Annotated in this window: 23 protein-coding genes; 12 read left to right on the forward strand and 11 right to left on the reverse strand. The window is 71.9% G+C overall.

Translation table 11 applies throughout. The features are described from left to right. Positions 1–139 precede the first annotated feature (139 nt). A complete protein-coding gene (locus ABZ470_RS07590) occupies positions 140–2,530 on the forward strand; it encodes a helicase-associated domain-containing protein (protein ID WP_362910642.1) in 2,391 nt (796 codons plus the stop codon). Positions 2,531–2,601: 71 nt separating this feature from the next. Here the strand turns inward: ABZ470_RS07590 and ABZ470_RS07595 are convergent, their stop codons facing one another. Continuing rightward, positions 2,602–3,162 carry a helix-turn-helix domain-containing protein gene (locus tag ABZ470_RS07595; RefSeq protein ID WP_362910644.1) on the reverse strand — a complete coding sequence of 187 codons (561 nt, stop codon included), beginning with the start codon at positions 3,160–3,162 and terminating at the stop codon, positions 2,602–2,604. 104 nt (positions 3,163–3,266) lie between these two features. Here ABZ470_RS07595 and ABZ470_RS07600 point away from each other — a divergent pair, with 104 nt between their 5' ends. Then, complete coding sequence (locus ABZ470_RS07600) at positions 3,267–3,602, forward strand: rhodanese-like domain-containing protein (RefSeq protein WP_352008738.1); 336 nt, start codon at positions 3,267–3,269, stop codon at positions 3,600–3,602. A gap of 49 nt (positions 3,603–3,651) precedes the next feature. Here the strand turns inward: ABZ470_RS07600 and ABZ470_RS07605 are convergent, their stop codons facing one another. Continuing rightward, on the reverse strand, positions 3,652–5,259 hold the full coding sequence (locus ABZ470_RS07605) for a DUF885 domain-containing protein (protein ID WP_362910647.1): 1,608 nt from the start codon (positions 5,257–5,259) through the stop codon (positions 3,652–3,654). A gap of 117 nt (positions 5,260–5,376) precedes the next feature. On the opposite strand from ABZ470_RS07605, the gene ABZ470_RS07610 reads away from it, so the two are divergent. After that, a complete protein-coding gene (locus ABZ470_RS07610; RefSeq protein ID WP_352008736.1) occupies positions 5,377–5,697 on the forward strand; it encodes a co-chaperone GroES in 321 nt (106 codons plus the stop codon). Between the two features lie 103 nt (positions 5,698–5,800). On the opposite strand, the gene ABZ470_RS07615 is transcribed toward ABZ470_RS07610, so the two are convergent. The 3 genes from ABZ470_RS07615 to ABZ470_RS07625 all read right to left on the reverse strand — a co-directional run bounded on the left by ABZ470_RS07615 (position 5,801) and on the right by ABZ470_RS07625 (position 7,922). Then, the gene (locus ABZ470_RS07615) at positions 5,801–6,751 is read right to left on the reverse strand and encodes a hypothetical protein (RefSeq protein ID WP_352008735.1); all 951 of its coding nucleotides are present in this window, start codon (positions 6,749–6,751) and stop codon (positions 5,801–5,803) included. A gap of 235 nt (positions 6,752–6,986) precedes the next feature. Beyond that, the gene (locus tag ABZ470_RS07620; protein WP_362910649.1) at positions 6,987–7,448 is read right to left on the reverse strand and encodes a TIGR02611 family protein; all 462 of its coding nucleotides are present in this window, start codon (positions 7,446–7,448) and stop codon (positions 6,987–6,989) included. A gap of 81 nt (positions 7,449–7,529) precedes the next feature. Beyond that, on the reverse strand, positions 7,530–7,922 hold the full coding sequence (locus ABZ470_RS07625; protein ID WP_362910651.1) for a VOC family protein: 393 nt from the start codon (positions 7,920–7,922) through the stop codon (positions 7,530–7,532). A gap of 159 nt (positions 7,923–8,081) precedes the next feature. Between ABZ470_RS07625 and ABZ470_RS07630 the strand changes: the two genes are divergently transcribed. Beyond that, the gene (locus tag ABZ470_RS07630; RefSeq protein WP_362910653.1) at positions 8,082–9,002 is read left to right on the forward strand and encodes an aryldialkylphosphatase; all 921 of its coding nucleotides are present in this window, start codon (positions 8,082–8,084) and stop codon (positions 9,000–9,002) included. 3 nt (positions 9,003–9,005) lie between these two features. Beyond that, entirely contained in the window at positions 9,006–9,884 is an 879-nt protein-coding gene (locus tag ABZ470_RS07635; RefSeq protein WP_352008731.1) for a sugar phosphate isomerase/epimerase, read from the forward strand. Between the two features lie 9 nt (positions 9,885–9,893). Here the strand turns inward: ABZ470_RS07635 and soxR are convergent, their stop codons facing one another. After that, a complete protein-coding gene (gene soxR / locus ABZ470_RS07640) occupies positions 9,894–10,370 on the reverse strand; it encodes a redox-sensitive transcriptional activator SoxR (protein WP_362910656.1) in 477 nt (158 codons plus the stop codon). A gap of 164 nt (positions 10,371–10,534) precedes the next feature. On the opposite strand from soxR, the gene ABZ470_RS07645 reads away from it, so the two are divergent. Then, on the forward strand, positions 10,535–11,356 hold the full coding sequence (locus ABZ470_RS07645) for a patatin-like phospholipase family protein (protein WP_362910658.1): 822 nt from the start codon (positions 10,535–10,537) through the stop codon (positions 11,354–11,356). Positions 11,357–11,392: 36 nt separating this feature from the next. Here ABZ470_RS07645 and ABZ470_RS07650 read toward each other — a convergent pair whose 3' ends face one another. Further along, positions 11,393–11,635 (reverse strand): hypothetical protein, encoded by a 243-nt coding sequence (locus ABZ470_RS07650; RefSeq protein ID WP_362910660.1) that lies wholly within the window; start codon positions 11,633–11,635, stop codon positions 11,393–11,395. A 494-nt stretch (positions 11,636–12,129) separates the two neighbouring features. On the opposite strand from ABZ470_RS07650, the gene ABZ470_RS07655 reads away from it, so the two are divergent. Beyond that, entirely contained in the window at positions 12,130–13,089 is a 960-nt protein-coding gene (locus ABZ470_RS07655) for a LysR family transcriptional regulator (protein ID WP_352008728.1), read from the forward strand. Between the two features lie 202 nt (positions 13,090–13,291). Then, positions 13,292–14,731: a hypothetical protein gene (locus ABZ470_RS07660; protein ID WP_352008727.1), complete on the forward strand. Its 1,440-nt coding sequence runs from the start codon at positions 13,292–13,294 to the stop codon at positions 14,729–14,731. Between the two features lie 27 nt (positions 14,732–14,758). Here the strand turns inward: ABZ470_RS07660 and ABZ470_RS07665 are convergent, their stop codons facing one another. Then, positions 14,759–15,424, reverse strand: coding sequence for an AIM24 family protein (locus ABZ470_RS07665; protein ID WP_352008726.1), 666 nt, complete (start codon positions 15,422–15,424; stop codon positions 14,759–14,761). A gap of 312 nt (positions 15,425–15,736) precedes the next feature. Here ABZ470_RS07665 and ABZ470_RS07670 point away from each other — a divergent pair, with 312 nt between their 5' ends. Continuing rightward, positions 15,737–16,114 (forward strand): hypothetical protein, encoded by a 378-nt coding sequence (locus tag ABZ470_RS07670; RefSeq protein WP_352008725.1) that lies wholly within the window; start codon positions 15,737–15,739, stop codon positions 16,112–16,114. 18 nt (positions 16,115–16,132) lie between these two features. Here the strand turns inward: ABZ470_RS07670 and ABZ470_RS07675 are convergent, their stop codons facing one another. Continuing rightward, positions 16,133–16,519 carry a hypothetical protein gene (locus tag ABZ470_RS07675; protein WP_352008724.1) on the reverse strand — a complete coding sequence of 129 codons (387 nt, stop codon included), beginning with the start codon at positions 16,517–16,519 and terminating at the stop codon, positions 16,133–16,135. Positions 16,520–16,647: 128 nt separating this feature from the next. Continuing rightward, positions 16,648–17,520: a CPBP family intramembrane glutamic endopeptidase gene (locus ABZ470_RS07680; protein WP_362910662.1), complete on the reverse strand. Its 873-nt coding sequence runs from the start codon at positions 17,518–17,520 to the stop codon at positions 16,648–16,650. Between the two features lie 185 nt (positions 17,521–17,705). Between ABZ470_RS07680 and ABZ470_RS07685 the strand changes: the two genes are divergently transcribed. The 3 genes from ABZ470_RS07685 to ABZ470_RS07695 are packed head-to-tail and all read left to right on the forward strand — an operon-like array spanning position 17,706 to position 20,199. Then, entirely contained in the window at positions 17,706–19,046 is a 1,341-nt protein-coding gene (locus tag ABZ470_RS07685; protein ID WP_352008722.1) for a sensor domain-containing protein, read from the forward strand. Next, a complete protein-coding gene (locus ABZ470_RS07690) occupies positions 19,019–19,699 on the forward strand; it encodes a response regulator transcription factor (RefSeq protein WP_352008721.1) in 681 nt (226 codons plus the stop codon). The genes ABZ470_RS07685 and ABZ470_RS07690 overlap by 28 nt, the downstream gene beginning before the upstream one ends. 56 nt (positions 19,700–19,755) lie before the next feature. Next, positions 19,756–20,199: a dCMP deaminase gene (locus ABZ470_RS07695; protein WP_352008720.1), complete on the forward strand. Its 444-nt coding sequence runs from the start codon at positions 19,756–19,758 to the stop codon at positions 20,197–20,199. A 38-nt stretch (positions 20,200–20,237) separates the two neighbouring features. Here the strand turns inward: ABZ470_RS07695 and ABZ470_RS07700 are convergent, their stop codons facing one another. Further along, entirely contained in the window at positions 20,238–20,954 is a 717-nt protein-coding gene (locus ABZ470_RS07700) for a maleylpyruvate isomerase family mycothiol-dependent enzyme (RefSeq protein ID WP_362910665.1), read from the reverse strand. Positions 20,955–20,959: the final 5 nt, after the last annotated feature.

Consider the following 20,959-nt stretch of genomic DNA (forward strand, 5'->3'; position numbering starts at 1 on the left):
CCTGGCGGTGACACGGTGAACATCCTGTGAACCTGTCGCATTCTGCGCGGTGCGTCCCCTGGCGACGCCCTCTGCATTACCGTGGATGTTCATGGCTCACGGAGAGTCCCCGTGTGAGATTCCTGCAGAGAGCTGCGAGATGGACGATCACCTGCTCGGCTGGTTGAAGACCCTCGACGAAGAACGGCTCACCCGAATCCTGGCCAACCGGCCGGACGCCATCGCCGCACCGTGGCCGCGGCGCCTTGACACCCTGGCGCAGCGGCTGGGCAACGGATCCGCGATCTCCGCGGTCATGCGCGCTCTTCCACTGCCCTCCTTCGAGGTCGCGCAGGCGGCCCTGGCCCTGGGCGACCGCGTCGACCTTGAGACACTGGCCGGGTTCATGGGCGTCTCGGAGGCCGAGACCGCCCCCTGGATCGACCTGCTGTCCGACCACGCCCTGGCCTGGCCCGACGACGAGGGACGCATCCGGCTCGCCGGGGGCCTGGCCCGCTGCTGGACGGCCCCGTGCGGCCTCGGCGAATCGCTGGCCCACTACCTGAACTCGTGGACCGTCAGCGCCGACGCCCTGCGCGCGCTGGCCAGGGCCCTCGGCCTGCCCAACGGCCAGAAGCGCCAGACGGTCATCAAGATCATCGAGGTGCTCTCCGACCCGGGCCGCCTCGCCGCCCTGCTGGAACGGGCTCCCGAGGGAGCCAGGAGACTGCTCGACGAGTTCGCCTGGGACGGCCCGTCCCGTGGCGTCGACGGCGGCCGGTTCGTGGTCCCCGGCTCCCCGGAGAAGTGGGCGGGCGACCACGGCCTGCTCTTCCGGCCGAGCTGGAACACCGCCGAGATGCCCAGAGAGGTGGCGCTCGCGCTGCGCGGGGCCGACTACCACCCCCCGTTCACCCCCGTCCCGCCCGACCTGGCGACCGTCCCCGTCGACCCCGAGGCCGTCGACCACCTGATGACCCTGGCGGCGCCCCACGTGGTCGAACGCTGCGCCGCGATGCTGGAGAACACCGCGAAGATCCCGTTGCCGCTGCTGAAGGCGGGCGGGGTCGGCGTGCGCGAGGTGCGCAGGCTGGCCAAGGACATCGGCTGCGACGAGGACGAGACCCGGCTGCTGCTGGAGATCTGCGCGGTCGCCCGGCTGCTGGCCTGGGACGACACGGCGGGCGGCCTGGTGCCGACTGAGAAGTTCGACCGCTGGCGGCTGGACGACGCGGCGGCCAGGCTCCGGGTACTGCTCGCCGCCTGGTGGCGCATGGAACGCTCGTCGCTGCGCCGGATCGACGGCAGATACGGCACGGTGCTCGGCGACGACCCCGCGGGGATCATGGTCGCCCGCGCCAGACGGGCGGTGCTGGGCGTGCTGGCCCGCCTGCCCGCCAGTACGGCGTGCGCCGACCAGGCCGGGCTCGTCGAGGCGGCCCACTGGCACGCCCCGCTGCTGGAACGCCCGCTGCTGGGCGAGTGCGCCCCCGCCGCGCTTGAGGAGGCCAGGATGCTCGGCCTGGTCGCCTACGACACGATCACCGACCTGGGGCGCGCGCTGGCCGCGTTGCAGACGGCCGGTGACGAGAACGACGACTCGGTGCCGCTCGTCGAGAACGACCCGCTCCTGGTCGAGTGCTCGATCAGGGCCCTGGCCAGCGTACGGCGCAGCGCGCTGTTCGGCGCCGACCTGACCGCCGTGGTGACGGGTCCCCCCTCCGCCGAACTGGCCGAACTGCTCGACCGGACCGCCGACCGCGAGTCCAGGGGCGCCGCCTCCGTGTGGCGCTTCAGCCCGGCGAGCATACGGCGGGCGATGGACGCCGGATGTTCCGCCGACGACCTGCTGGCCGATCTCGCCGAGGTCGGCACGGTGCCGCAGCCGCTCGACTATCTCGTGCGCGACATCGCCAGGCGGCACGGCGAGGTCACCGTGACCACGGTCGCCTGCATCGTCCAGGCCTCCGACCCGGTGCTGCTGGCCGAGATCGCCGGTCACCGGCGGCTGGGCAGGCTGGGGCTCAGGCTGCTCGCGCCGACCGTGCTCGCCAGCTCCGTGCCCGCGGCCAAGACCCTGGCCGCGCTGCGGGAGAACGGTTACGCCCCGGTCCCGGTCGAGGACACCGGGGAGATCACCGTCCGCCGTGCCCGGATCGAGGAGCCCCAGGGTGGGCGGCTGATCCTGCTGCCCGGGGGGCGGGTGGCCGAGTTCGAGCAACCGCCCTACCCGGTCCTCGACACCCCGCCGGACCCGGGTGAGCACGCCAGACGGCTGCTGGCCACCGGGGACGGCGCCCGGGGCAACGGCAGGACGTGGGCGGTGATCGGCCGCATGGCCTCCCGCCTGCCCACCGCCCAGCAGTCGCTGCTCGGTTTCGTGGTCGACCGGGGCGTGCGGGCCGCGATCACGCTGGCCGACGGACTGACCGCGACCATCAGCCACGGTGAGCTGCGCGGCGGGACACTGGACGCCTGGTGCGAGGAGGCCGGCGACTATCTGGAGTTCCCGCTCGCCGACATCGTCGAGGTCCGCGGCACCTACGTCTGACACCGCTTCTCTGACAGTCCAGGGCGAATCGGGCATCTGCACGTTCGCCTGCACGTTCGGCTGCACGATTCTCACCCCGTGACGAGCGCGCGCACGGCCTTTCTGGCGCGCGCCGGGCCGTACTCGGCGACCAGGGCCGTCATGTGCTCGGCGGCCAGCGGCGCGAGCAGGGCGTGGGCCAGGGGGTCGGCGTCGCAGCCGGGACGGGCCTCGGCGAGCAGGATCGCCACGTGCCGGTGCCAGAACCGGTAGGCGCCGATGCGGTAGCGGGCGCCGGGACTCGCGGTCTCCGACATCCTGACCAGGTCGAGGTGGGCCAGCAGATAGTCGAGGTAGGCCTCGACGAACGCGGCCAGCCGTTCGGCGGCCTGCGCGCCGGGCCCGAGGGGTGCGGGACCGGCCAGGATCGCCTCCTGCAGTTCGCGTTCCCGTTCGTCGAGGAGCGCGACGGCCAGGCCCGACCTGTCGCCGAACCTGCGGAACAGCGTCCCCTTGCCCACGCCCGCCTCGGCCGCGACCGCGTCCATCGAGACGCCGTCCACACCTCGTTCGCGGAACAGCCGCGCCGCGGCGGCCAGCACCTTCGTACGGTTGCGCGCGGCGTCGGCGCGTTCCCTTGGCGGCTCGCCCATCAGCACGCGCAGCGGCTCGGTTGACGAAGCGGACTGCGGTCCGTTAAGTTCTCTCCCGTTCACACAAACGGACTATAGTCCATTTATCCTTCGGGAGGCCGGTCATGACCCAGTTGATCACCCGCGACGAGCTGAGGACCGCGATCGAGGCGGGCTCCGTAATCGTCCTGGACACCCTCGGCGGCGAGTACTACGCGCAGCAGCACCTGCCGGGGGCGATCGCCCTGGTCGAGAGCGAGGTCGCCGAGCGCGCCGCCGGGCTGCTCCCCGACAAGGACGCCGCCATCGTCACCTACTGCTCCAACCCCTCCTGCGGCAACAGCGAGGCGGTGGCCAGGCGACTGACCGCGCTCGGCTACACCCACGTCCGCAAGTACCGCGAGGGCATCCAGGACTGGGCCGAGGCGGGCCTGCCCATCGAGTCCGGCCTGCCCGCCTGACACCCACGTCGGCCGGATCCCCTGCCTCGCCGAGGACCCGGCCGACGTCCTACCCCTCCAGGGCGACCCTGCGGGCCAGGCCGAGGGGGAGGCCGCCGGAACCCGCCAGCCTGTCGTGGAAGGCGCGCAGGTCACCCCGTCCCGCGGCCAGGTAGTCGTCCCGGATGCGGTCGATCTCCAGGGCGCCCGTCAGGTAGGACGGCGCCTGGGTGGGCCAGGCGCAGTAGCGGTCCACCTCGCCCTTGGCGGTCCCCGGGGTGAGCGTGGACCTCGTCGTCATGAACTCCTCGGCCTCCTCGACGGTCATGTCACCGCAGTGCAGCGAGGTGTCCACGATGATGCGGGCCGCCCTGAAGAGCCGGAAGTCCAGATGGGCGAGCTCCTGGGCCGCCGTGGTGAAGTAGCCCTGCTCCCGCATGACCTTCTCCACGTACAGGCCCCAGCCCTCGACGAAGTACGGCGTGCGGAACAGCTTGCGGACCCGGCGGGGGCTGCCCGCCACCCAGGACAGGTGCCAGTGGTGACCGGGGTAGGCCTCGTGGACGGCGATGGAGGGCATCTGCGCCCTGGCGTTCGTGCGCAGCCGCTGGCGGACCTGCTCCCCGGTGAAGGAGTCGGGGGTGAAGGGCACGAAGAAGTGCCCGATCCGGGAGGTGGACAGCGGCGGGGGCTGCAGATAGGAGGCGACGGCGAGGATGGGCCGCTGGAACTCCGGAGAGGGCACGACGCGGCACTCCTCCCCCTCCGCGAACGTCACCAGGCCGCGTTCGCGCACGAACCGCCTGGCCCGCTCGGTCTCGGCCTCGTACTCGGCCCGCATGTCCTCAAGGGTCGGCGCGTGGTCGTCCTGGAGCGCGGTGACGGCCGCGTGCCAGTCTTCGGTGCCGCCGGGCAGCCGAAGCGCGACCTCCCGCATCTGCGCGTCCAGTTCCTCGTAGGCCTCCTGGCCGCGCTTGAGCAGTTCGGCCGCGCCGTACCCCAGTGTCTCCCGCTCGTGCAGCAGCCTGGAGTACAGCTCCTCCCCCATCCGCCAGGTGCCGCCCGCCCGGAAGTCCTCAAGGAAGACGACCAGGTCGTCGAAGGCCGCGGCGGCGGGCTCCGCCGCCTCGGCCAGGCGGGCGCGCAGCCGTTCGTCCACGACCAGGCCGGGGACCGTCACGGTGAGGAAGTTACGCGCGGTGCGCGCCTGACCGAGCCCCCGCCTGACCAGCAGCTCGGAGGCCAGCGCCGGGTCGAGGTTGGCCCGGCAGGCGGCCAGGACGCCGGGGACCTCGGCCAGCCGGGCCACCGCCGCCTCGACCAGCTCGGCCTCGGGCGCCAGGCGCTGCAGGAACGGGCTGAACATCGAGCCGAAGACCGTGCCCACGTAGACCGCGGGGTCACGCCGCCAGGTCGGCCAGTCCTCGTACGCCAGGGCGCCCCGCAGCGTCGAGACGACGAGTTCGCGGTCGATCTCCTCCTCGAACCCCTCCCCCTGGGGGGCGCCGGCGAGGCGTTCGAGCCAGCGCCGGGACTCGCCCTCCCTGGCCAGGAAGCCCGCCTCGGAGAGGTCGCCGAGGGTCCGGTCGTAGCCCTCGGCCCCCAGCAGGGTGGCCTGGACGGGGTTGCTCTCCAGGTGCCAGGCGACGAAGTCGTTCACGAGCTCAGAGGACGTCATAGCGGAAAATCCTACTTTCGGCCCCTCGGGGAACTTCAAGGCTCGCCTGGGCCCTGCGCCTGACGGGTCCGCCGGATCACCGGTGGCCCGGGGGCGCCGTTCCCATAAGCTTCTACTGTGGGTGACCCGAAATTCGAGATTCAGATGCTCCACGACCGTGTCATGGTCAAGATCGAGCAGGAGTCAGAGGAGCGCCGCAGCACCGCGGGCATCGTCATTCCCGCGACGGTGAAGATGGCCAACCGGCTGGTCTGGGGTGAGGTCTGCGGCGCGGGGGCGAACGCCCGTTCCGTCAAGGTCGGCGACAAGGTCCTGTTCAACCCCGAGGAGCAGTACGAGGTCGAGGTGCACGGGCAGCTCTATCTCGTCATGCGCGAGCGTGACCTGCACGCCATCGCCACTCCGCAGACCGACAACGGCACCGGCCTGTACCTCTGAGCCATCAGGCGCGCCGCGCCTCCAGGACTCGCCGGACGGCGCCCATGCGTCCCGGGACGGTCCCGTACGGCCGGGCACCGCGAGGCGGCGCCCGGCGGAGCGGTCAGCTACGGGTGTAGCTCAGATAGATCTTCCTGTTCCAGTCGCGCGCCGAGACGTCGGCCAGGACCCGCAGGCCCTTGCCCTTGACGTCCACGACCACGACCTTGTAGACGCCGGAGCCGGGCAGGACGGCCACGAAGCTGCGCTCGTCCCACCAGCCGAGCAGGGCCTTCGGCTTGACGCCCTTCACCTTGACCGCGATCTTGCCCGAGCTGCGGTCCCAGACGCAGACGTCCTCGGCGTAGCTCGCCGGGCACCAGGTCATCAGCCCCTTGCCTGAGGGGGAGAAGACGTCCTCTCCTCCGCCCGGGGCGCCGGTCTTGGCCAGGGTGCGCCTGGCCGTGCCGTCCTGGCCGTAGAAGCGGACGCCACCCTGGTGGGCGGCGACCAGCTGGGCGTTGTCCGGGGTCCAGCGGAACGTGGCGGCGGGGTCGACCCCGGAGACGGTCACGGTGCGGGCGGTCTTCGCGGCCACGTCGACGATCACGAACCCGGTCGTCGTCCAGCCTCCGGCCGCCTTGCGCTGGACGGTCAGGACCACCTTGCGGCCGTCGCGGGACCAGTGGGCGAAGTGGGCGACGAACGGCTTCTGCACCGTCTGGATCTTGACGGCCTTCTCCGAGACCAGGTCGGCCAGCAGCACCGAGTCGTGCCCCGAGCTGTAGGAGCTGGGCACCGCGAGCGCCTTGGTCCCGCCCGGCGCCACCGTGATCTCCTGGTACCCCTTCTGCTTGGCGAACGCCTCACCTCTGCGCAGGTAGGCGAGATTGCCGAGGGTGTAGGAGGAAACCGTTAGCGGGTCCGCGGAGCTCTCCCTGACGGTCACCCCGGTGTCGGGCAGGGTGACGTCCGCCGGCAGGGCGGCGTGGGCCGCGGACGGGGCGAGCACGGTCAGGCAGGCCGCGATGACAGCGCCACCGAGCGTTTTGTTGATTCCAGGAGTCACAGGCACGGGCGCAGCCTAGGGCGGGAGCTACTCATAGTTTGTGATCTATACCGAATCGGTTTCCCTGACAAGGGCGGCCTTCGGGAACGGACTGCTGGGATTCGCCCAAAGAGGACCGAGAAGGGGATGGTTGGGGGTGATTCCAATGGGGAACGGGAGAAATCGGAGACACGCGGGCCGGGCGGGGCTGATCGTCGCCATCCCCGTCCGGCCGGGCGTGTACCGCGAGCGCGACCGGAGGTCAGCGGCTCAGGAAGGCGCGCGCCTCGGCGATCAGGTCGATGTGGAGGCTGAGCCTCAGACCGTAGTAGACGATCACCGTCGCGGTCGCGGCGGCGGCCAGGACCACCAGGATCTTGACCGTCCAGCCCTGGCGCCCGAGCCAGGCGGTCCAGGCGGCCAGCGTCCGCCTGCCGAACTGCAGCAGGCGGTGCGCCCAGTGGAACTCCGTCGCCAGCACGGCCAGGCCCGCGAAGACGACCAGCCAGCCGGGCCCGGGGAAGGGCACCATGATGAGGCCGGCGACGACCAGCACCGATCCGATGACCCCGATGACGATCTTGAGGGTGAGGCGGCCGGTTCTGGTGGACCTGACACCGTCGAGCCAGCCGTGAATGCCCGAACGCCGGGCCGCCTCGTCCTTCAGGACGTCGGCGTCTCCGGTCTCGGACGGACGCCCGGAGGCGTCACGTTCGTCATGCATCCCGTTGGAAGTGGCCACTCGATCCCCTGGACGTTGGTTTCGTCAAAGAATAGGCGCCTTCGAGTGGATCGCGGTCAATCCTCAGCCCTTGAGCTCGGCGACGATCAGCGTGTTGCCGTCAGGATCGGCCAGGTGCAGCGAACGACTCTCGGCGTCCTCCCGCTCGTTCCACACCCGCACGCCGTACTCACCCAGGCGCCGGGTGAGGCGGCCGAGGTCGGTGGTGTAGAGCACGAGCGACGGCCTGCCGCCGGGTGCCCGCTCCCGGCCGGCGGCGGGCATGAGCCACACCCCGACCGGCTCCTGCCCCGGCAGCCCGACGTGCAGGTAGCGGTAGCCGTCGTCGGTCCGGTCGTGGAGCACGGCGAAGCCGAGGACGTCGCGGTAGAAGGAGAGCGCCACGTCGAGGTCGCCGACGGGCAGGACCATCCGGCCGACGGCGGAGAGCGGGGTTTCCGGTGAGGTCGCGATCATGGGAGGGACCCTAGCCGGGGTGACCGACGTTTTCCGGCCGCGACCGGGCGTTACGCGCCCTTGGGGATGACGAGACCTCCAAACAGCCCCGACAAGTCAAAGGTAAAAACCCTGGTGAATTGGGTGATTTTAGCCCCAAAAGTGGGTTAATGTCCGTCCATGTCTGAGGCTCCCCTTGTCAAGACCGTCAGTGTGAGGACCGTGAGCGGCCCCTGCGCCGTGTCCGCCATCACCGGTTCGGTCCTGCCCCGCGAGCGCCTTCGTGCCGACCTGCGTTGGGCGGCGGGTGTCCCGTCCGACCCGCACCGCTGGCTGGACGAGGAGGACGCGGCCTCCGTGGAGCTGCGCGAACTGCGCAGGTCCGACGGGCTCGGCCTGGTGGTCGAGCTCAGTTCCATCGGAACCGGTCGCGACGCCGCGACCCTGTCCAGGATCTCGGCGTGCAGCCGGGTGTCCGTGATCGCCGGAACCGGCTTCTTCGCCGGGCCGTTCAGCCCGCCGTGGGCGTTGACCGCCGACGTGGACACGCTCACCGCCCACCTGATGGACGAGATCGACAACGGCCTCGACGGGACCAGTTCCCGTCCCGGGGTGATCGGCGAGATCGGCTCCTGGGACGAGGAGCCGACCCCCGCCGAGGAGCGGTTCGCGGTCGCCGCCGCCAGGGCCTCCCTGGTCTCCGGCCTGCCCCTCGCCGTCTCCGAACGCGGTGGCCTGCCCCTGCTGGAGATCCTCCTGTCCGAGGGGGTCCCCGCACACCGGATCAGCGTCGCCGACGCGGGCACCGACCCCATGACCGCGCACAAGGTCGTCGAGTCGGGCGGTTACGTCTGTCTCACCTCCATGGGCGGCGACCGGCTGCGGGACGCCCTCGACCTCATCGAGGACGGCTACGCCTCCAGGCTGCTGCTCAGCAGCGGCCTGTCCAGGGTCTCCGAGATCGAGCGGTACGGCGGCGCCGGCTACAGCCACCTGTTCCGCACCCTCCTGCCCAGGCTCCGCGAGGCGGGCATCGGTGAGGGCGCCATCCGCATGATCACCCATGACAACCCCCTCCGCTGGCTGACCTGCACGACATAGGCCATGTCGATCAAGGTCGCGAACGCGCCCGTCAACTTCGGGATCAACCGGGCAGGGGGCGGTACACCGAGCCCCGACCTCCTGCTCGACGGGCTGGCTGAGGCCGGTTACGAGGGAATCGACTCGGGGCCGATCGGCTACCTGGGCACCGGCGGCGGACTGCTCGACCGGCTGGCCAGGACCGGGATGGGCCTGGCGGGCGGCCAGGTGGACCTGCGTTACGACGACGAGGACGCCTTCGCCGCCGGACTGGCCGGGCTGTACACGGCGCTGGCGATCTTCGCGAGCGTTCCGGTGGCCGACCCGCGCTTCGCCCCCCGCCTGACCCTGGCCTGTCCGCCGCACCGCAGGCGGTTCGCCCAGGGTGTCGCCCCCGGCCTGCCCGGCGAGGCGTGGGCCGACTTCGCCTCACGGGTGCAGGAGGCCGCCGACCGCTGCCGGGACCGCGGTCTCGAACCCGTCTTCCACCACCACCTGGGCACTCTCGTGGAGACCCCCGAGGAGGTCGAGAGGCTGCTCGATCTCACCGACGTCTCGATCTGCCTGGACACCGGCCACTTCTGGCTCGCCGGAGGTGACCCCGTGACCGCGCTGCGGCTGTGGGGCGACCGGATCAGGCAGGTCCACCTGAAGGACGCCAGCAGGCGGGCCCGCGACCGGGCGCGGGCCGCAGGCGGCGACCTGGCCGCGGTCATCGCGGGCGACGCCTTCCCCCCGCTCGGGGCGGGCGAGGTCGACCTCGCGGGTGTCCTGCGCGAGCTGCGCGACTACGAGGGCTGGCTGGTCGTCGAGCAGGACGCGCCCGGCCCCGGCCAGGACGTCGGACGCGCCATGGCCGACCAGCGCGCCAACCGGCTCTGGCTGAGCGCGCACGGCCTCTGAGGACGGCCCTCAGGCGGCCCCGGCCTTCGGCGGGTCGCAGTCCACCGGGCACTCCCGTGGGCGCAGCATCAGCCGTGAGCCGGGGCCGCCGGCCGCCGCCTTGTCGTCGGGGTTGATCAGCGCGCAGCGGTCGAGGGACAGGCAGCCGCAGCCGATGCAGTCGGTCAGGCCGTCCCTGAGCAACTGCAGCTGCCTGATGCGGTCGTCCAGCTCGCTCTGCCAGGCCGCCGAGAGCCTGGCCCAGTCGTCGCGGGTCGGGGTGCGCTCGTCCGGCAGGGCCGACAACGCGTCCTGGATCGTCCTCAGCGGGATGCCGACCCGCTGCGAGACCCGGATGAAAGCGATCCTGCGCAGCGTGTCACGGCTGAAACGGCGCTGGTTGCCGGCCGTACGGCGGCTGCTGATCAGGCCTCTGGCCTCGTAGAAGTGAAGGGCGGAGACGGCGACCCCGCTGCGCGAGGCGAGCTGGCCGACGGTGAGCTCCATGTTCGCGGACACATTCCACTCTAACGCGACCTTCACCTTGATTGAGGTTGCGCGCTGGAATCACGACCTTTCCCCATCCGGCGTGGATCGTCCTCCCGGGGGCTCGAACCGGTCGGGGATGCGCGACTCGGGCGGACACTCCCCGCGACCGCGACAATGGGGACATGACGAGAGCACTGGTGCTTGGCGGCGGAGGAATCGCGGGAATCGCGTGGGAGGCGGGCATCCTGACCGGCCTGCGGCGGGCGGGCCTTGACCTGGGTGAGGCCGATCTCGTGATCGGCACGTCCGCCGGGTCGGTCGTGGGGACCCTCATGACCACCGGGGTCGACCTGGAGGAGGCGGTCGTCGCGCAGGCGGAGGCCGAGCCCGCCGCGTCCCCGCAGGTCGACCCCGAGGCGGTGATGACCGTCTTCGGCCTGCTCCACGATTCCTCCCTCGACCCGGAGGAGGCCAGGCGGCGGGTCGGCGCGCTCGCCCTCGGCACCGGGGACACCGGGGCCAGGACCGAGGAGATCGGCAGGCGGCTGCCCGTGCAGGAGTGGCCGGAGCGCCGGCTGCTGGTCACCGCGGTCGACACCGCGACCGGCGGGTTCGTGGTCTGGGACCGTCACTCGGGTGTCCCGCTGTCCTCGGCCGTCGCGTCGAGCTGCGCCGTGCCGTGCGTGTTCCCGCCCGTGGAGATCGGCGGGCGCCACTACATGGACGGCGGAGTCCGCTCGGTGACCAACGCCGACCTGGCCGCGGGCAGCTCCGCGGTGGTCGTCGTCGAGCCGCTGGCGCATCTGGAGACCAGGGAGCGCTTCGAGGCGGAGGTCACCACGCTCGGGGACGCGGCGGTCGCCCACGTGGCGCCCGACCAGGCGGCGATCTCCGTCTTCGGGATCGACATCCTCAACCCCACCCTGTGGCGGCCGGCCTTCGCCGCGGGCCTCGCCCAGGCCCCCGACGTCGCCGAGGTCGTGGCCAAGGTCTGGCGGTCCTGACCGTACGGCCCGGCGGGCACGGACCCGTCGGGGAGGTCAGCGCTCGACGCTCCAGTCGTGACGGCCGATGGCGTAGGACCCGCCGTCGGCCGTCAGCCAGCCCGCCTTGGTGAGGGTCTCGACGCTGTGCCGTACGGCCTGCTCCGGCAGGCCGGTGGCGTGGACGATCTCCTCGACGCTCGCGGTCCTGGTGTCGACCGCGAGCACGGCCACCGCCTCGTAGACGCGGGTGTCGGTCGTGGACAGCGCCTGGACGTCCGCCTGTCGTTCCTCGCTCATGCTCCGCTCTCCTTCCCGGATCGGCTTACGGCCCCAGGACCTTGTCTCACCCCTTTCGGGCGGGTTACTCCGGGTGATCCCCGAAAGCCTTTCCACGGCCCCCTGTGGCCCCCTGTGGGCCCCCTGCGGGCCTTCCAGGCGCCCTGGCCGGGACCCGCGGCGTCGTGTACGGCCTACGCCCCGGTCCGTATGACGACGGAGATATTCATGTTCGTGTTTCTCTGGTGTGATCTATCGACACTTCGCCCGATGCGTGCATAAACGTCCCATTGCGAGTAACGTGCGGATGACAGGGCCCTCGGAGCAGGTCTTCCCCGGTGGGACCGCGTGGATCGACTCCCGTTGTCACGGGCCTCCACCTGCCCCGTCCCGCCTGCGCCGCACCTCTCGGCATTCCTTGTTCCCTTCCCATTGGAGCGCTTTCACGAAATTGAGTCAGATTTCGTGACACGGTTTGCATTGCGGCCATAACGTCTTAGCCTTACCTTCCCGGTATGGATCTCGAGCTCCGACACCTCAGGATCGTGCGCGCGGTCGCAGAGGCCGGGAGCGTCACCAAAGCTGCCAGCCATCTCGGGCTGGCACAGCCCGCGCTGACCGCGCAGCTCAAACGGATTGAGCGAGTGCTCGGGGGAGCTCTTTTCGAACGCGACCACAACGGTGCGCGGCCCACACCTCTCGGGGAACTGGTGTTGTCCAGGGCGATGGTCTTGTTGCCAGCCGCCAGGGAACTCCAGGAGGAGGCGGTCCGCTTCGCCAACGCCACCGGTGACATCCCCCGTTACCGGCTGGGAGCCACCAACGGTCCCATTCTCGGCGGGCTGGTCGACCGGCTCGCCAGGGCGTGGCCGTCGACACCGGTCAGCACGTACACGTCGTGGTCGGCCAGGGAGCTGACCACGATGGTGATGCTCGGCCGGATCGACTTCGCGCTCATCGGCGCCTGCGGGGAGAGCGCCCCGCCGGTCGAGGGACCGGTGGTGTGGCTGACCGTGGGCATGGACCCGGTCTTCGTCCTGCTCAACGAGGACCATCCCCTCGTGGATCGGAAGGAGGTGACACTGGCCGAACTGGCAGGCGAGAGCTGGGCGGTCACCCCGGGTGACAGTTGCTTCGGGGACTGCTTCGCCACGGCGTGCGCCCGCGCGGGCTTCACGCCGCAGACCATCTACGAGACGGACGTGGCGACATGCATGCACCTGGCCAAGGTCGGCCGCGCGGTCGTGCTGTGCCAGGCGACCTTCCAGCCGACACCGGGAGTGGCGCTGGTACCGCTCGTGGACGCGCCGCTGCGGTGGCGGCAACTGCTCGGCTGGCATCCGGAAGGCCCGGGTGCGCGAGCCGCCGCCTCGATCGTCGAGCACGCCAAGGCGGCCCACGCCGACGCGGTACGGCAGAGCGTCCGCTACGCCGCGTGGCTCGCCGACAACCCGCGTTTCGGCACCTCTCCGTGACGCGACGATGAGACATCCGGCGCGGAGCCCGCGGAGAACCCGTACCCCCCGCGTTCACCACCCGCCCGGCCAGAACGGCCGGGTCCCGACCCCCCGTCCCCGAACGCCGCCGCCCCTTTCCGAAGGGACGGCGGCGTCCTGACGTTCCGGCCCCGGCCGGGGCCCGGTGCGGCGGAGCGGGAACGTCGAGAACAATGGACGGGTGAGTGAGCTTCTTACGCTGAGCGAGGGCGCGGTGCTGACGCACCTGGCCACCAGGGCCGAGCTGACGGACGGCACGCTGCGGGCCGTGGACGACCTGCGGCTGTGGGCCCGTCTCGCCGACGGCGACGGGCTGCCGCTCGCGGGGGGCGGCACGGTGCGCACCGTGGTCGAGGCCGGCGAGCCGTACCTCACCGGGCCTGAGGGCTGGCTCTCGGCGGTGCGGCCGGAGGAGGTGGTCGCGCTGCGCCTGCGCGGGGGCGGGTTCGAGCTGTCCACCACGACGCTGGCCGGGTTCTCCGCCGAGCGGGCGGTCCGGGTCACCGAGGAGTTCGCCCAGCGGGCCTTCGAGGCGCTGCGCGCCTTCGCCGAGGGACTTGAGCCGAGCCCCGGGGTCTCGATCGACGTCGCGGTCCTCGGTCTGCTGGCCAAGGACCCCGAGACGTTCGCCGATCCGCTGCCGCCGCTCGCCCCGCTGCTGAACGGCGCCTCGCTGGAGGTCCGGGGCGGCCGGGTCGGCATCGTGGGCGCGCCGTGGGAGCCTGACTCCGTCGCCGACCTCGCCCCGCTCGACGTCGTCAGGCTGGCCCTGGTGCGCAGCGCGCTGCGCACCTACGGGGAGGGCGCCGACCTGTCGCGGGCGCTGACCTACCTGGGCCGCTCGGCGGCGGTGCTCACCAGGATCGCCGACGAGGTCGAACGGGAGCCGCTGCCGGCGCGGCTCGTCGAGGCCCTGCCGCGCACCGACCCCGCGGCGCTGCTGCTGGCCGCCAGGTCGGCCGAGGGTGAGGGCCGCTCGTTCGAGGCGTCCGGGATCATCGCCGAGGTGCTGGCGCTGTCGCCGGGGCTGGCTCCCGCCGAGCGGGACGCGGCCGAGTACGCCGCGTGCCGTACCGACCCGGGCGATCCGCTTCCCGCGCGGGCCGCGCACCTGTTCCGCGGCCTGCTGGCCTACGGAGACCGCCCGGCCAGGCGCCGCCTGATCGACGACCTGGTCGGGTTGAGCGTCCGGGTCGCCGAGCCCGCCCTGGCCGACCTGGCGCTGTTCGAGAACGACGTCGTCGGCGAGTTCCTCGACGCGCGGGGCGAGTGGCTGCGCGAGGACGAGGTCCGGCTGCTCGATTCGTGGCGCGGGACGCCGCTGCGCCTGTGGGAGGTGCTGGGCGTCCACGACGACCGGATCACCCTGCGCGACGCGGCGGACGAGGCCGGGCGGCCGGTCACGCTGGCCGACGAGCTGCTGCCCTCCCAGGCGCGTCCGGGCGACCTGATGCTGACCAGGCTGCTGGACGACGGGACCGGGCCGCACGTGTTCGGCCATCCCTTCAAGGTGGACCCGGCACGCCGGGAGGAGATGCTCGCCCTGCTCACCGACCCGGTCGACCCCTACGCGATCGCGGCCTTCTTCCGGCGCGCCGCCCGTCCCGCGCCGCCCCGGTGACCCCGGCCGGGATCGCCCGCCGGGGTGTCAGCCGCCGTTCTGCGGGACGATCGGGCCCTCGCTCGCCTGGACCAGGACGAACCCCTGCCCCTGGAAGGCGAGCTGGACCGCCTCGCCGCTGCCGCGCCCGATGAGCGCCGAGGCCTTGAAGGTGCGGTTGACGCCGACGCGCAGACCCGTGCTCCAGCACACCGCGGACTGGCTGTCGGCGTAGGTGGGCATACGGGAGGCGTCGAGCAGGACCGGAGCCCCGTGCGCGGTCACGGCCACCCACCCGGTGCCCTGTACGGTGGTGTTGAACAGACCGCCGGTGGCGATGCCCGCGCCCTGCACCCGCTGGATGTCCCAGGTGAGCTGCGGATCGAAGGCCAGCAGGTTCCTGCCGTTGACGGTGATCGCCTCGTTCTCCAGGTAGAACAGGTGGACGTCGTCGGCGTTGTCGGCCAGGAAGAGCAGGCCCTGGCCCCGCACGCGCATCAGGGGCGCGCCCTCCCCGGTGACCATCTTCTTCAGCAGGCGGCCCACGCCGCCGCCCTCGTAGTCGAAGTCCATCTGCCCCTGGAAGGCGACCATCGACCCCTGCCGGGCCAGAACCTCCCCGTTCAGGTGCACCCGCAGCATCTTGGCGTTCTGCAGGGCGAAGTGACCGGGAACCTGCCCCTGGTCGAGGTTTCCGAAGAACGAGCTACGCACAGGCGATGCCTCTCGGTGTCGGGGGATTCACACCGGAATGACGCGTGGGACGACAGAGGAGTTCCCCCCGAGCCCAAAATGCCCAACCATCAGGCGAATCACCGAAAAATCACTACATCTGGTCGTTACGCTACCGCCTCGTGAGCGAGTCCGGACGGGCGGGTGGCGAAGACCGGCCATCGGCCCGTCCCGCCGGGCCCGTCCTGCCGTGACGGTGGGCGACCCGCCCCCTGTCGACAGGACCGGAATTGCGATTAATGATCGTAAATAATCGCGACTGCCGCCGGGGCAGCGCATGTCCAAGGAGATGACGTGACCGCCGAGATCGCGGGCTGGCTGTTCCACACCATCAGGCGCGAGGTCGCCGGAGCCGAAGCCCTCGCCGCGGAGACCGACCTCGTCGCCACCCTCGGGGAGAGGACCCTCGGCCCGGGAAGCGGCCGAGGGTTCATCGACCACATCCGCTCGAACAGCGAGGCGAAGATCAGGATCGTCGAGATGTTCACCAGGAACCGGGCCGTCCTCGACGGGCTCGAAGGCCGCATCCGCGAGGGCGAGAGCCTCACCGCGGGTGAGGCGCACGCCCTGGCCGTCGCCGCCATCCGCGACGAGGTGCTCACCGAGGCGCTCACCGAGACGGCGTACGGCTACCGCCTGCGTCCCGGCTGGAAGGAGGAGTGGAAGCCCTGACCGGGGCCCGGCCGCCCGTCAGGTGAACGCGTAGCACTCGACCTCGGCGCGGCGGTAGGTCAACCCCTTGGCGACCGAGTCCCGCACGCACGCCCGCTCGGCGGGGCTCAGCCGCAACCTGCCGCACACGGAGACCCCGGAGTACTCACGGCAGTCCAGGTCCGGATTCTCCTCGCCGCCCGCCCGGTAGTCCTGCCTGACCGTGTCCCGGCACTCGGCCCTGCGCCGCGCCGTCGCGGCGTAGGAGCACTGGTTGAGGAGCGTCTCGTACTGTGACCGGCTCACCGGTGTCCTGCCGTTGTCCTTCGGCAGCGCCCGCGCCGCGGTCCCGGTGCCGGTCCCGGTGACGACGAGCCCGACCGTGGTGACCATGACAAGAGCCGTGACGGCGATGATGCGTTTCATGGCGCCCCCCTGTGACCAGTCATGACATCCCTCTGTGACCAGCTCTCAATCCACAGTAACGGGCGCATGGCAAAGAACACTTCCGGGGCGTGAGACACCGGCTGGGGCCGCCGTGAACCGCCGTCCGGTCAGCCGGCCCCGACGGCTCCTGCGGCCCTGCCGTTCCCGGTGACGGCGCTCCTCGGGGAACGCCTCCCCCGCCCGCCGACGACGACCAGGATCGAGGCCAGGACGAGCGGGCCCATCACGATCAGGTCGGTCGCCGAACCGCCGAACCGCGCGCCCTCCTTCCCCAGCAACATGCCGACCAGCAGGAACAGGACCATGTTGTTGCCCGCGTGCGCCAGGCTCGACGGCCAGATGCTGCCGCTGCGCTGGCGGAGCCAGCCGAGAAGGATCTCCTGGAACTGGAAGGAGACGGTCCAGATCAGCAGCCCAGCCACGACGTCGGCGTACTCGACGTACCCGAGGAAGGCCAGGGGGTAGTGCCAGGCGCCCCAGATGAGGCCGGTCACGACGGAGGCCAGCACCGGGCGGCCGGGAAAAAGGCGCAGCCGCAGGTAGCCGGTCCAGCCGAACTCCTCCCCCCAGTAGAGAGGGGACAGCAGGGGGATCAGGCCGACCAGCAGCAGCAGGAAGGCCCACCCCGGCAGGCCGGGAAGCACGTCGTCGAACGACGCCAGGCTCGGGTCGGCCAGTCCCGTGGCCGCGGCGATCCCGGCGGACATGACCACCAGCGCGGGCGGGCCGAACCAGGCGGCCAGGTAGTAGGGCCAGGCGCTTCGCAGCCGGAGCGCCAGGCCCGCGTCGCCGAACCCCTCCCCTGTCACCCAGCGGCGTACGACGAACGCCGCGATCGCCGGGACGAAGGCCATCGACAACTGCGCCAGCGGGTCTGCCAGGGACATCCCCAGCAGCAGCCGTACGGCGAACATCCCCGCCCAGGAGACCCCGAAGGTGATGAGCAGGTAGGCGAGCACGCCCCTGTCCTTCCACGCCACCGCCGTTCCGCCTTTCTCTCGTTTCCGTTCACGTCCGGGACCGTCCCGGACGCCGCGTCAGCACATCACCCGCCCCGAGCCACGGTCACTACGCCGGAACACCCGATCCGGGGGTGGCCGGCCGTACCCGGGAACTACCGCCAGACGGATGGGACGGGACGAGCGGGCGGGCTAGCGTGGGGCGCGTGCCGTCCCGAGAACCGAGAACCCCGCTTGAGGCGGTCACCGACCGCCGTTTCCTGGCCACGGGCTGGCCGTGGCGCTCCGCGGGCTACCTGCTGACCGGGATCCCGCTGACGGCGGGGGCCGTGCTGGCGCTGGGGGCGCTCGCGTGGCCGTGGGGCCTGGTGCTGCTGCGGCAGGCGCGCGGGCGGCCGCTGTCCCCCGGCTCCGCCGTCGCGCTCATCCTGCTCGGCGCCGGGCTCGTGGCCCTCTGGCCGGTCGTGGCGACCGCCCTGGCCAGGGTCGAACGGCTGCGCACACGCATGGTCGGCTCCCCGCCACTGGTCTCCGGGCACCGCGCGCCGCCCGCGCCGGGGGCGTGGCCGTGGCTGCGGACCCGCTACACCGAGGCGGCGACCTGGCGCGAGCTGGGTTACGCCCTCCTGCTCGCCACGGCCGGGCCCGTGGTCTACGCCGTCGTGCTGCTGCTGGCGCTGCTGACGGTCTCGTTCCTGACCGCCCCCTTCCTGGTGGCCGGGGAGATGGACCCGGTCTCCCTGGGCTTCACCGAGGTCGGCGGCCTCGGGGAGGCGCTGCCGTACGCGTTGGCCGGCCTGGTGCTGCTGCCGCTGCTGCCCTACCCGATCGCGGTGCTCGCGGGCGCGCAGGCGGCGCTCGCGCGGGCGCTGCTCCAGGGCGGCCCCGGCGAACGGCTGCGCGCCCAGCTGGTGCAGGTCTCGCGCTCCCGCGCACGGCTGGTCGACGCCTTCGAGGCCGAACGGCGGCGCATCGAGCGTGACCTGCACGACGGCGCCCAGCAACGGCTCGTCGGCCTCACCCTGCAGATCGGCATGGCCAGGCTCGACGTCCCGCCCGGCTCCCCCGCCGCCGAGGCCATGGCGCAGGCCCACGGCCAGGCGAAACAGTTCATGGCCGAGCTGCGGGAGCTCATCCATGGCATCCACCCCCGGGTACTGTCCGACCAGGGGCTCGCCGCCGCCTTCGACGAACTCGCCGACCGCTGCCCGGTGCCGGTGACCGTCCGCGCCGACCTGCCGGAACGGCTGCCCGCCCACGTCGAGGGGACGGCCTACTTCGTGGCGGCGGAGGCGCTGACCAACATCGCCAGGCACAGCGGCGCCACGCGCGCCGCCCTCACCGCGAGCGCGCCGGGCGGCCTCCTCGTGGTCGAGATCTCCGACGACGGCCGGGGCGGGGCGGACCCGCAGGAGGGAACCGGTCTGACCGGCCTGGCGGACCGGGTCTCCGTCGCCGGCGGCAGAATGCTGATGTCCAGCCCGCCCGGCGGACCGACCCTGCTACGTGTGGAGATCCCTTGCGGTCAGAACGACCCGTCCGAGTAGTCGTCGCCGAGGACGCCGTGCTCCTGCGGGAGGGGCTCGCCGGGCTGCTCGCCAGGTTCGGCTTCGAGGTCGTCGCCGGGGTCGGCGACGCCGAGGCGCTCGTGGCCGCCGTCGCCGAGCACTCCCCCGACCTGGTGGTGACCGACATCCGGATGCCTCCCGGCTTCACCGACGAGGGGCTGCGCGCCGCCGTCGAGCTGCGCCGCGCCCGCCCCGGGCTGGCGGTGGTCGCGCTCAGCCAGTACGTCGAGCAGAGCTACGCCTACGAGCTCATCGACTCCGGAGAGGGCAGGGGGATCGGCTACCTGCTGAAGGACCGGATCGTCGACGTCGAGGAGTTCGCCGCCGTACTGCGCCAGGTGGCCGACGGCGGCACCGTGGTCGATCCGTACGTCGTGCGCAGGTTGTTGCGCCGCCACCACGACCCGCTCTCGGCACTGTCCGAGCGTGAGCGCGAGGTCCTGGCGCTCGTCGCGGAGGGCCACTCGAACACCGCGATCGCCAGGATGATGTCCATCTCGGAGACGGGCGTGGGCAAACACGTCGGCAACATCCTCGCCAAACTCTCACTCCCGCCGGACGAGGGGACCAACCGCAGGGTCCTCGCGGTGCTGGCCTACCTCAGGAGCCAGGAGGACCACCCGGGAACCTGAGCACCACGGACAGGGCCGGTAGCGTTGCGGGGACGGGTTCCACCGGAGGGGGAGAGTTGGACGACCACGAGTGGCTGCGGCTCGCGTGTGACCTGGCCGGGCTCTGCCCGCCCTCCTCGACCGCCTTCTCGGTCGGCGCCGTGGTGGTCGGCGCGGACGGCGTGGAGATCGCCAGGGGGCACTCCCGGGAGACCGGCCCCCACCTGCACGCCGAGGAGGTCGCGCTCTCCAGGGTCTCCCCCGGTGACCCCCGGCTGCCCGGCGCGACCGTCTACAGCAGCCTGGAGCCGTGCAGCGTGCGCCACTCCCGCCCGGTGCCCTGCAGCACGCTGATCATCGGCAGCGGGGTGCGGCGGGTCGTGCTGGCCTGGCGGGAGCCCCTGCTGTTCGTCGACTGCCGCGGCGCCGAGGAACTCACCGCGGCGGGCGTCACGGTGCTGGAGATCCCGGGGCTGGCCGAGGCCGCGCGCAGGCCGAACGCGCACCTCCTGGCGTCCTGAGGACGGGCGAGCCGTACGGCCTGCGAGGGGTCGCGGGGTCAGGCCAGGCAGCGCAGGGCGGCTCTGACCTTGCGGTCGATCGGGTAGTCGTCGGGGAGCCTGCCGACGGTCGCCTCGACGAAGATCGGTACGGGCAGCTGGGTGGCCGTGTCGTAGGCGTACACCCAGATCCGTTCCGCGGTCGGCTCGACCTGGGCCTGCGAGCCCTGCTCGGCGAGCACGAAGACCGCGACCCTGGCCCGCCACCAGGCCCGGTCGTCGGCCTCCTCCTCCGAGACGGGCGCCCCGACGTCGTCGGCGTGGGTGGCGTACTCGGAGTCGTAGTGGAAGGTCTGCAGCCCGACGGGGTACGGCCCGGCCAGGGTCGGCAGCGACGCCTCCCGGCCGAGTGCCCGCATGCGCGCGCGGGTCTCGCCGTTGGCCTCGCGCCACTCCTGGAGCACCTCCTCGACGGGCAGGTCCCTGCGGCGGCGCACGCACCAGTCGTTGAAGGCGTTGAACCCGCCCTCGACCCCCTCGCGCCTGAGCATCGCCGAGAATCCGTCGAGGTCGTCGTCGAGGCAGGCGTGGTTGTACAGCTCCTCCCCCGCCAGGTGCCCGAGAACATCGCGCACCGACCAGCCCGCCGCGCGGGAGGGGCGGTTCCAGCCCTCCTCGTCGAGCCCGGAGAAGTACCGGTCGAGGCGGGCCGCCTCGGTGTCGAAGATGTCGAAGGGGTCGAGATCCGGCAGGGGATCCTTGGGTGATGAGCTCATGTCAT

It is taken from the genome of Streptosporangium sp. NPDC020072, assembly GCF_040631445.1.
Classification (GTDB): domain Bacteria; phylum Actinomycetota; class Actinomycetes; order Streptosporangiales; family Streptosporangiaceae; genus Streptosporangium.

Excerpts from the sequence above, each read along its gene's own strand:
- ABZ470_RS07630 (WP_362910653.1), top strand. The coding sequence starts at position 8,082 with ATGTCTGAGGCTCCCCTTGTCAAGACCGTCAGTGTGAGGACCGTGAGC.
- ABZ470_RS07605 (WP_362910647.1), bottom strand. The coding sequence starts at position 5,259 with ATGACGTCCTCTGAGCTCGTGAACGACTTCGTCGCCTGGCACCTGGAG.
- ABZ470_RS07625 (WP_362910651.1), bottom strand. The coding sequence starts at position 7,922 with ATGATCGCGACCTCACCGGAAACCCCGCTCTCCGCCGTCGGCCGGATG.
- ABZ470_RS07645 (WP_362910658.1), top strand. The coding sequence starts at position 10,535 with ATGACGAGAGCACTGGTGCTTGGCGGCGGAGGAATCGCGGGAATCGCG.
- ABZ470_RS07675 (WP_352008724.1), bottom strand. The coding sequence starts at position 16,519 with ATGAAACGCATCATCGCCGTCACGGCTCTTGTCATGGTCACCACGGTC.
- ABZ470_RS07635 (WP_352008731.1), top strand. The coding sequence starts at position 9,006 with ATGTCGATCAAGGTCGCGAACGCGCCCGTCAACTTCGGGATCAACCGG.
- ABZ470_RS07600 (WP_352008738.1), top strand. The coding sequence starts at position 3,267 with ATGACCCAGTTGATCACCCGCGACGAGCTGAGGACCGCGATCGAGGCG.
- soxR (WP_362910656.1), bottom strand. The coding sequence starts at position 10,370 with ATGGAGCTCACCGTCGGCCAGCTCGCCTCGCGCAGCGGGGTCGCCGTC.
- ABZ470_RS07655 (WP_352008728.1), top strand. The coding sequence starts at position 12,130 with ATGGATCTCGAGCTCCGACACCTCAGGATCGTGCGCGCGGTCGCAGAG.
- ABZ470_RS07620 (WP_362910649.1), bottom strand. The coding sequence starts at position 7,448 with ATGCATGACGAACGTGACGCCTCCGGGCGTCCGTCCGAGACCGGAGAC.
- ABZ470_RS07595 (WP_362910644.1), bottom strand. The coding sequence starts at position 3,162 with ATGGGCGAGCCGCCAAGGGAACGCGCCGACGCCGCGCGCAACCGTACG.
- ABZ470_RS07590 (WP_362910642.1), top strand. The coding sequence starts at position 140 with ATGGACGATCACCTGCTCGGCTGGTTGAAGACCCTCGACGAAGAACGG.
- ABZ470_RS07700 (WP_362910665.1), bottom strand. The coding sequence starts at position 20,954 with ATGAGCTCATCACCCAAGGATCCCCTGCCGGATCTCGACCCCTTCGAC.
- ABZ470_RS07650 (WP_362910660.1), bottom strand. The coding sequence starts at position 11,635 with ATGAGCGAGGAACGACAGGCGGACGTCCAGGCGCTGTCCACGACCGAC.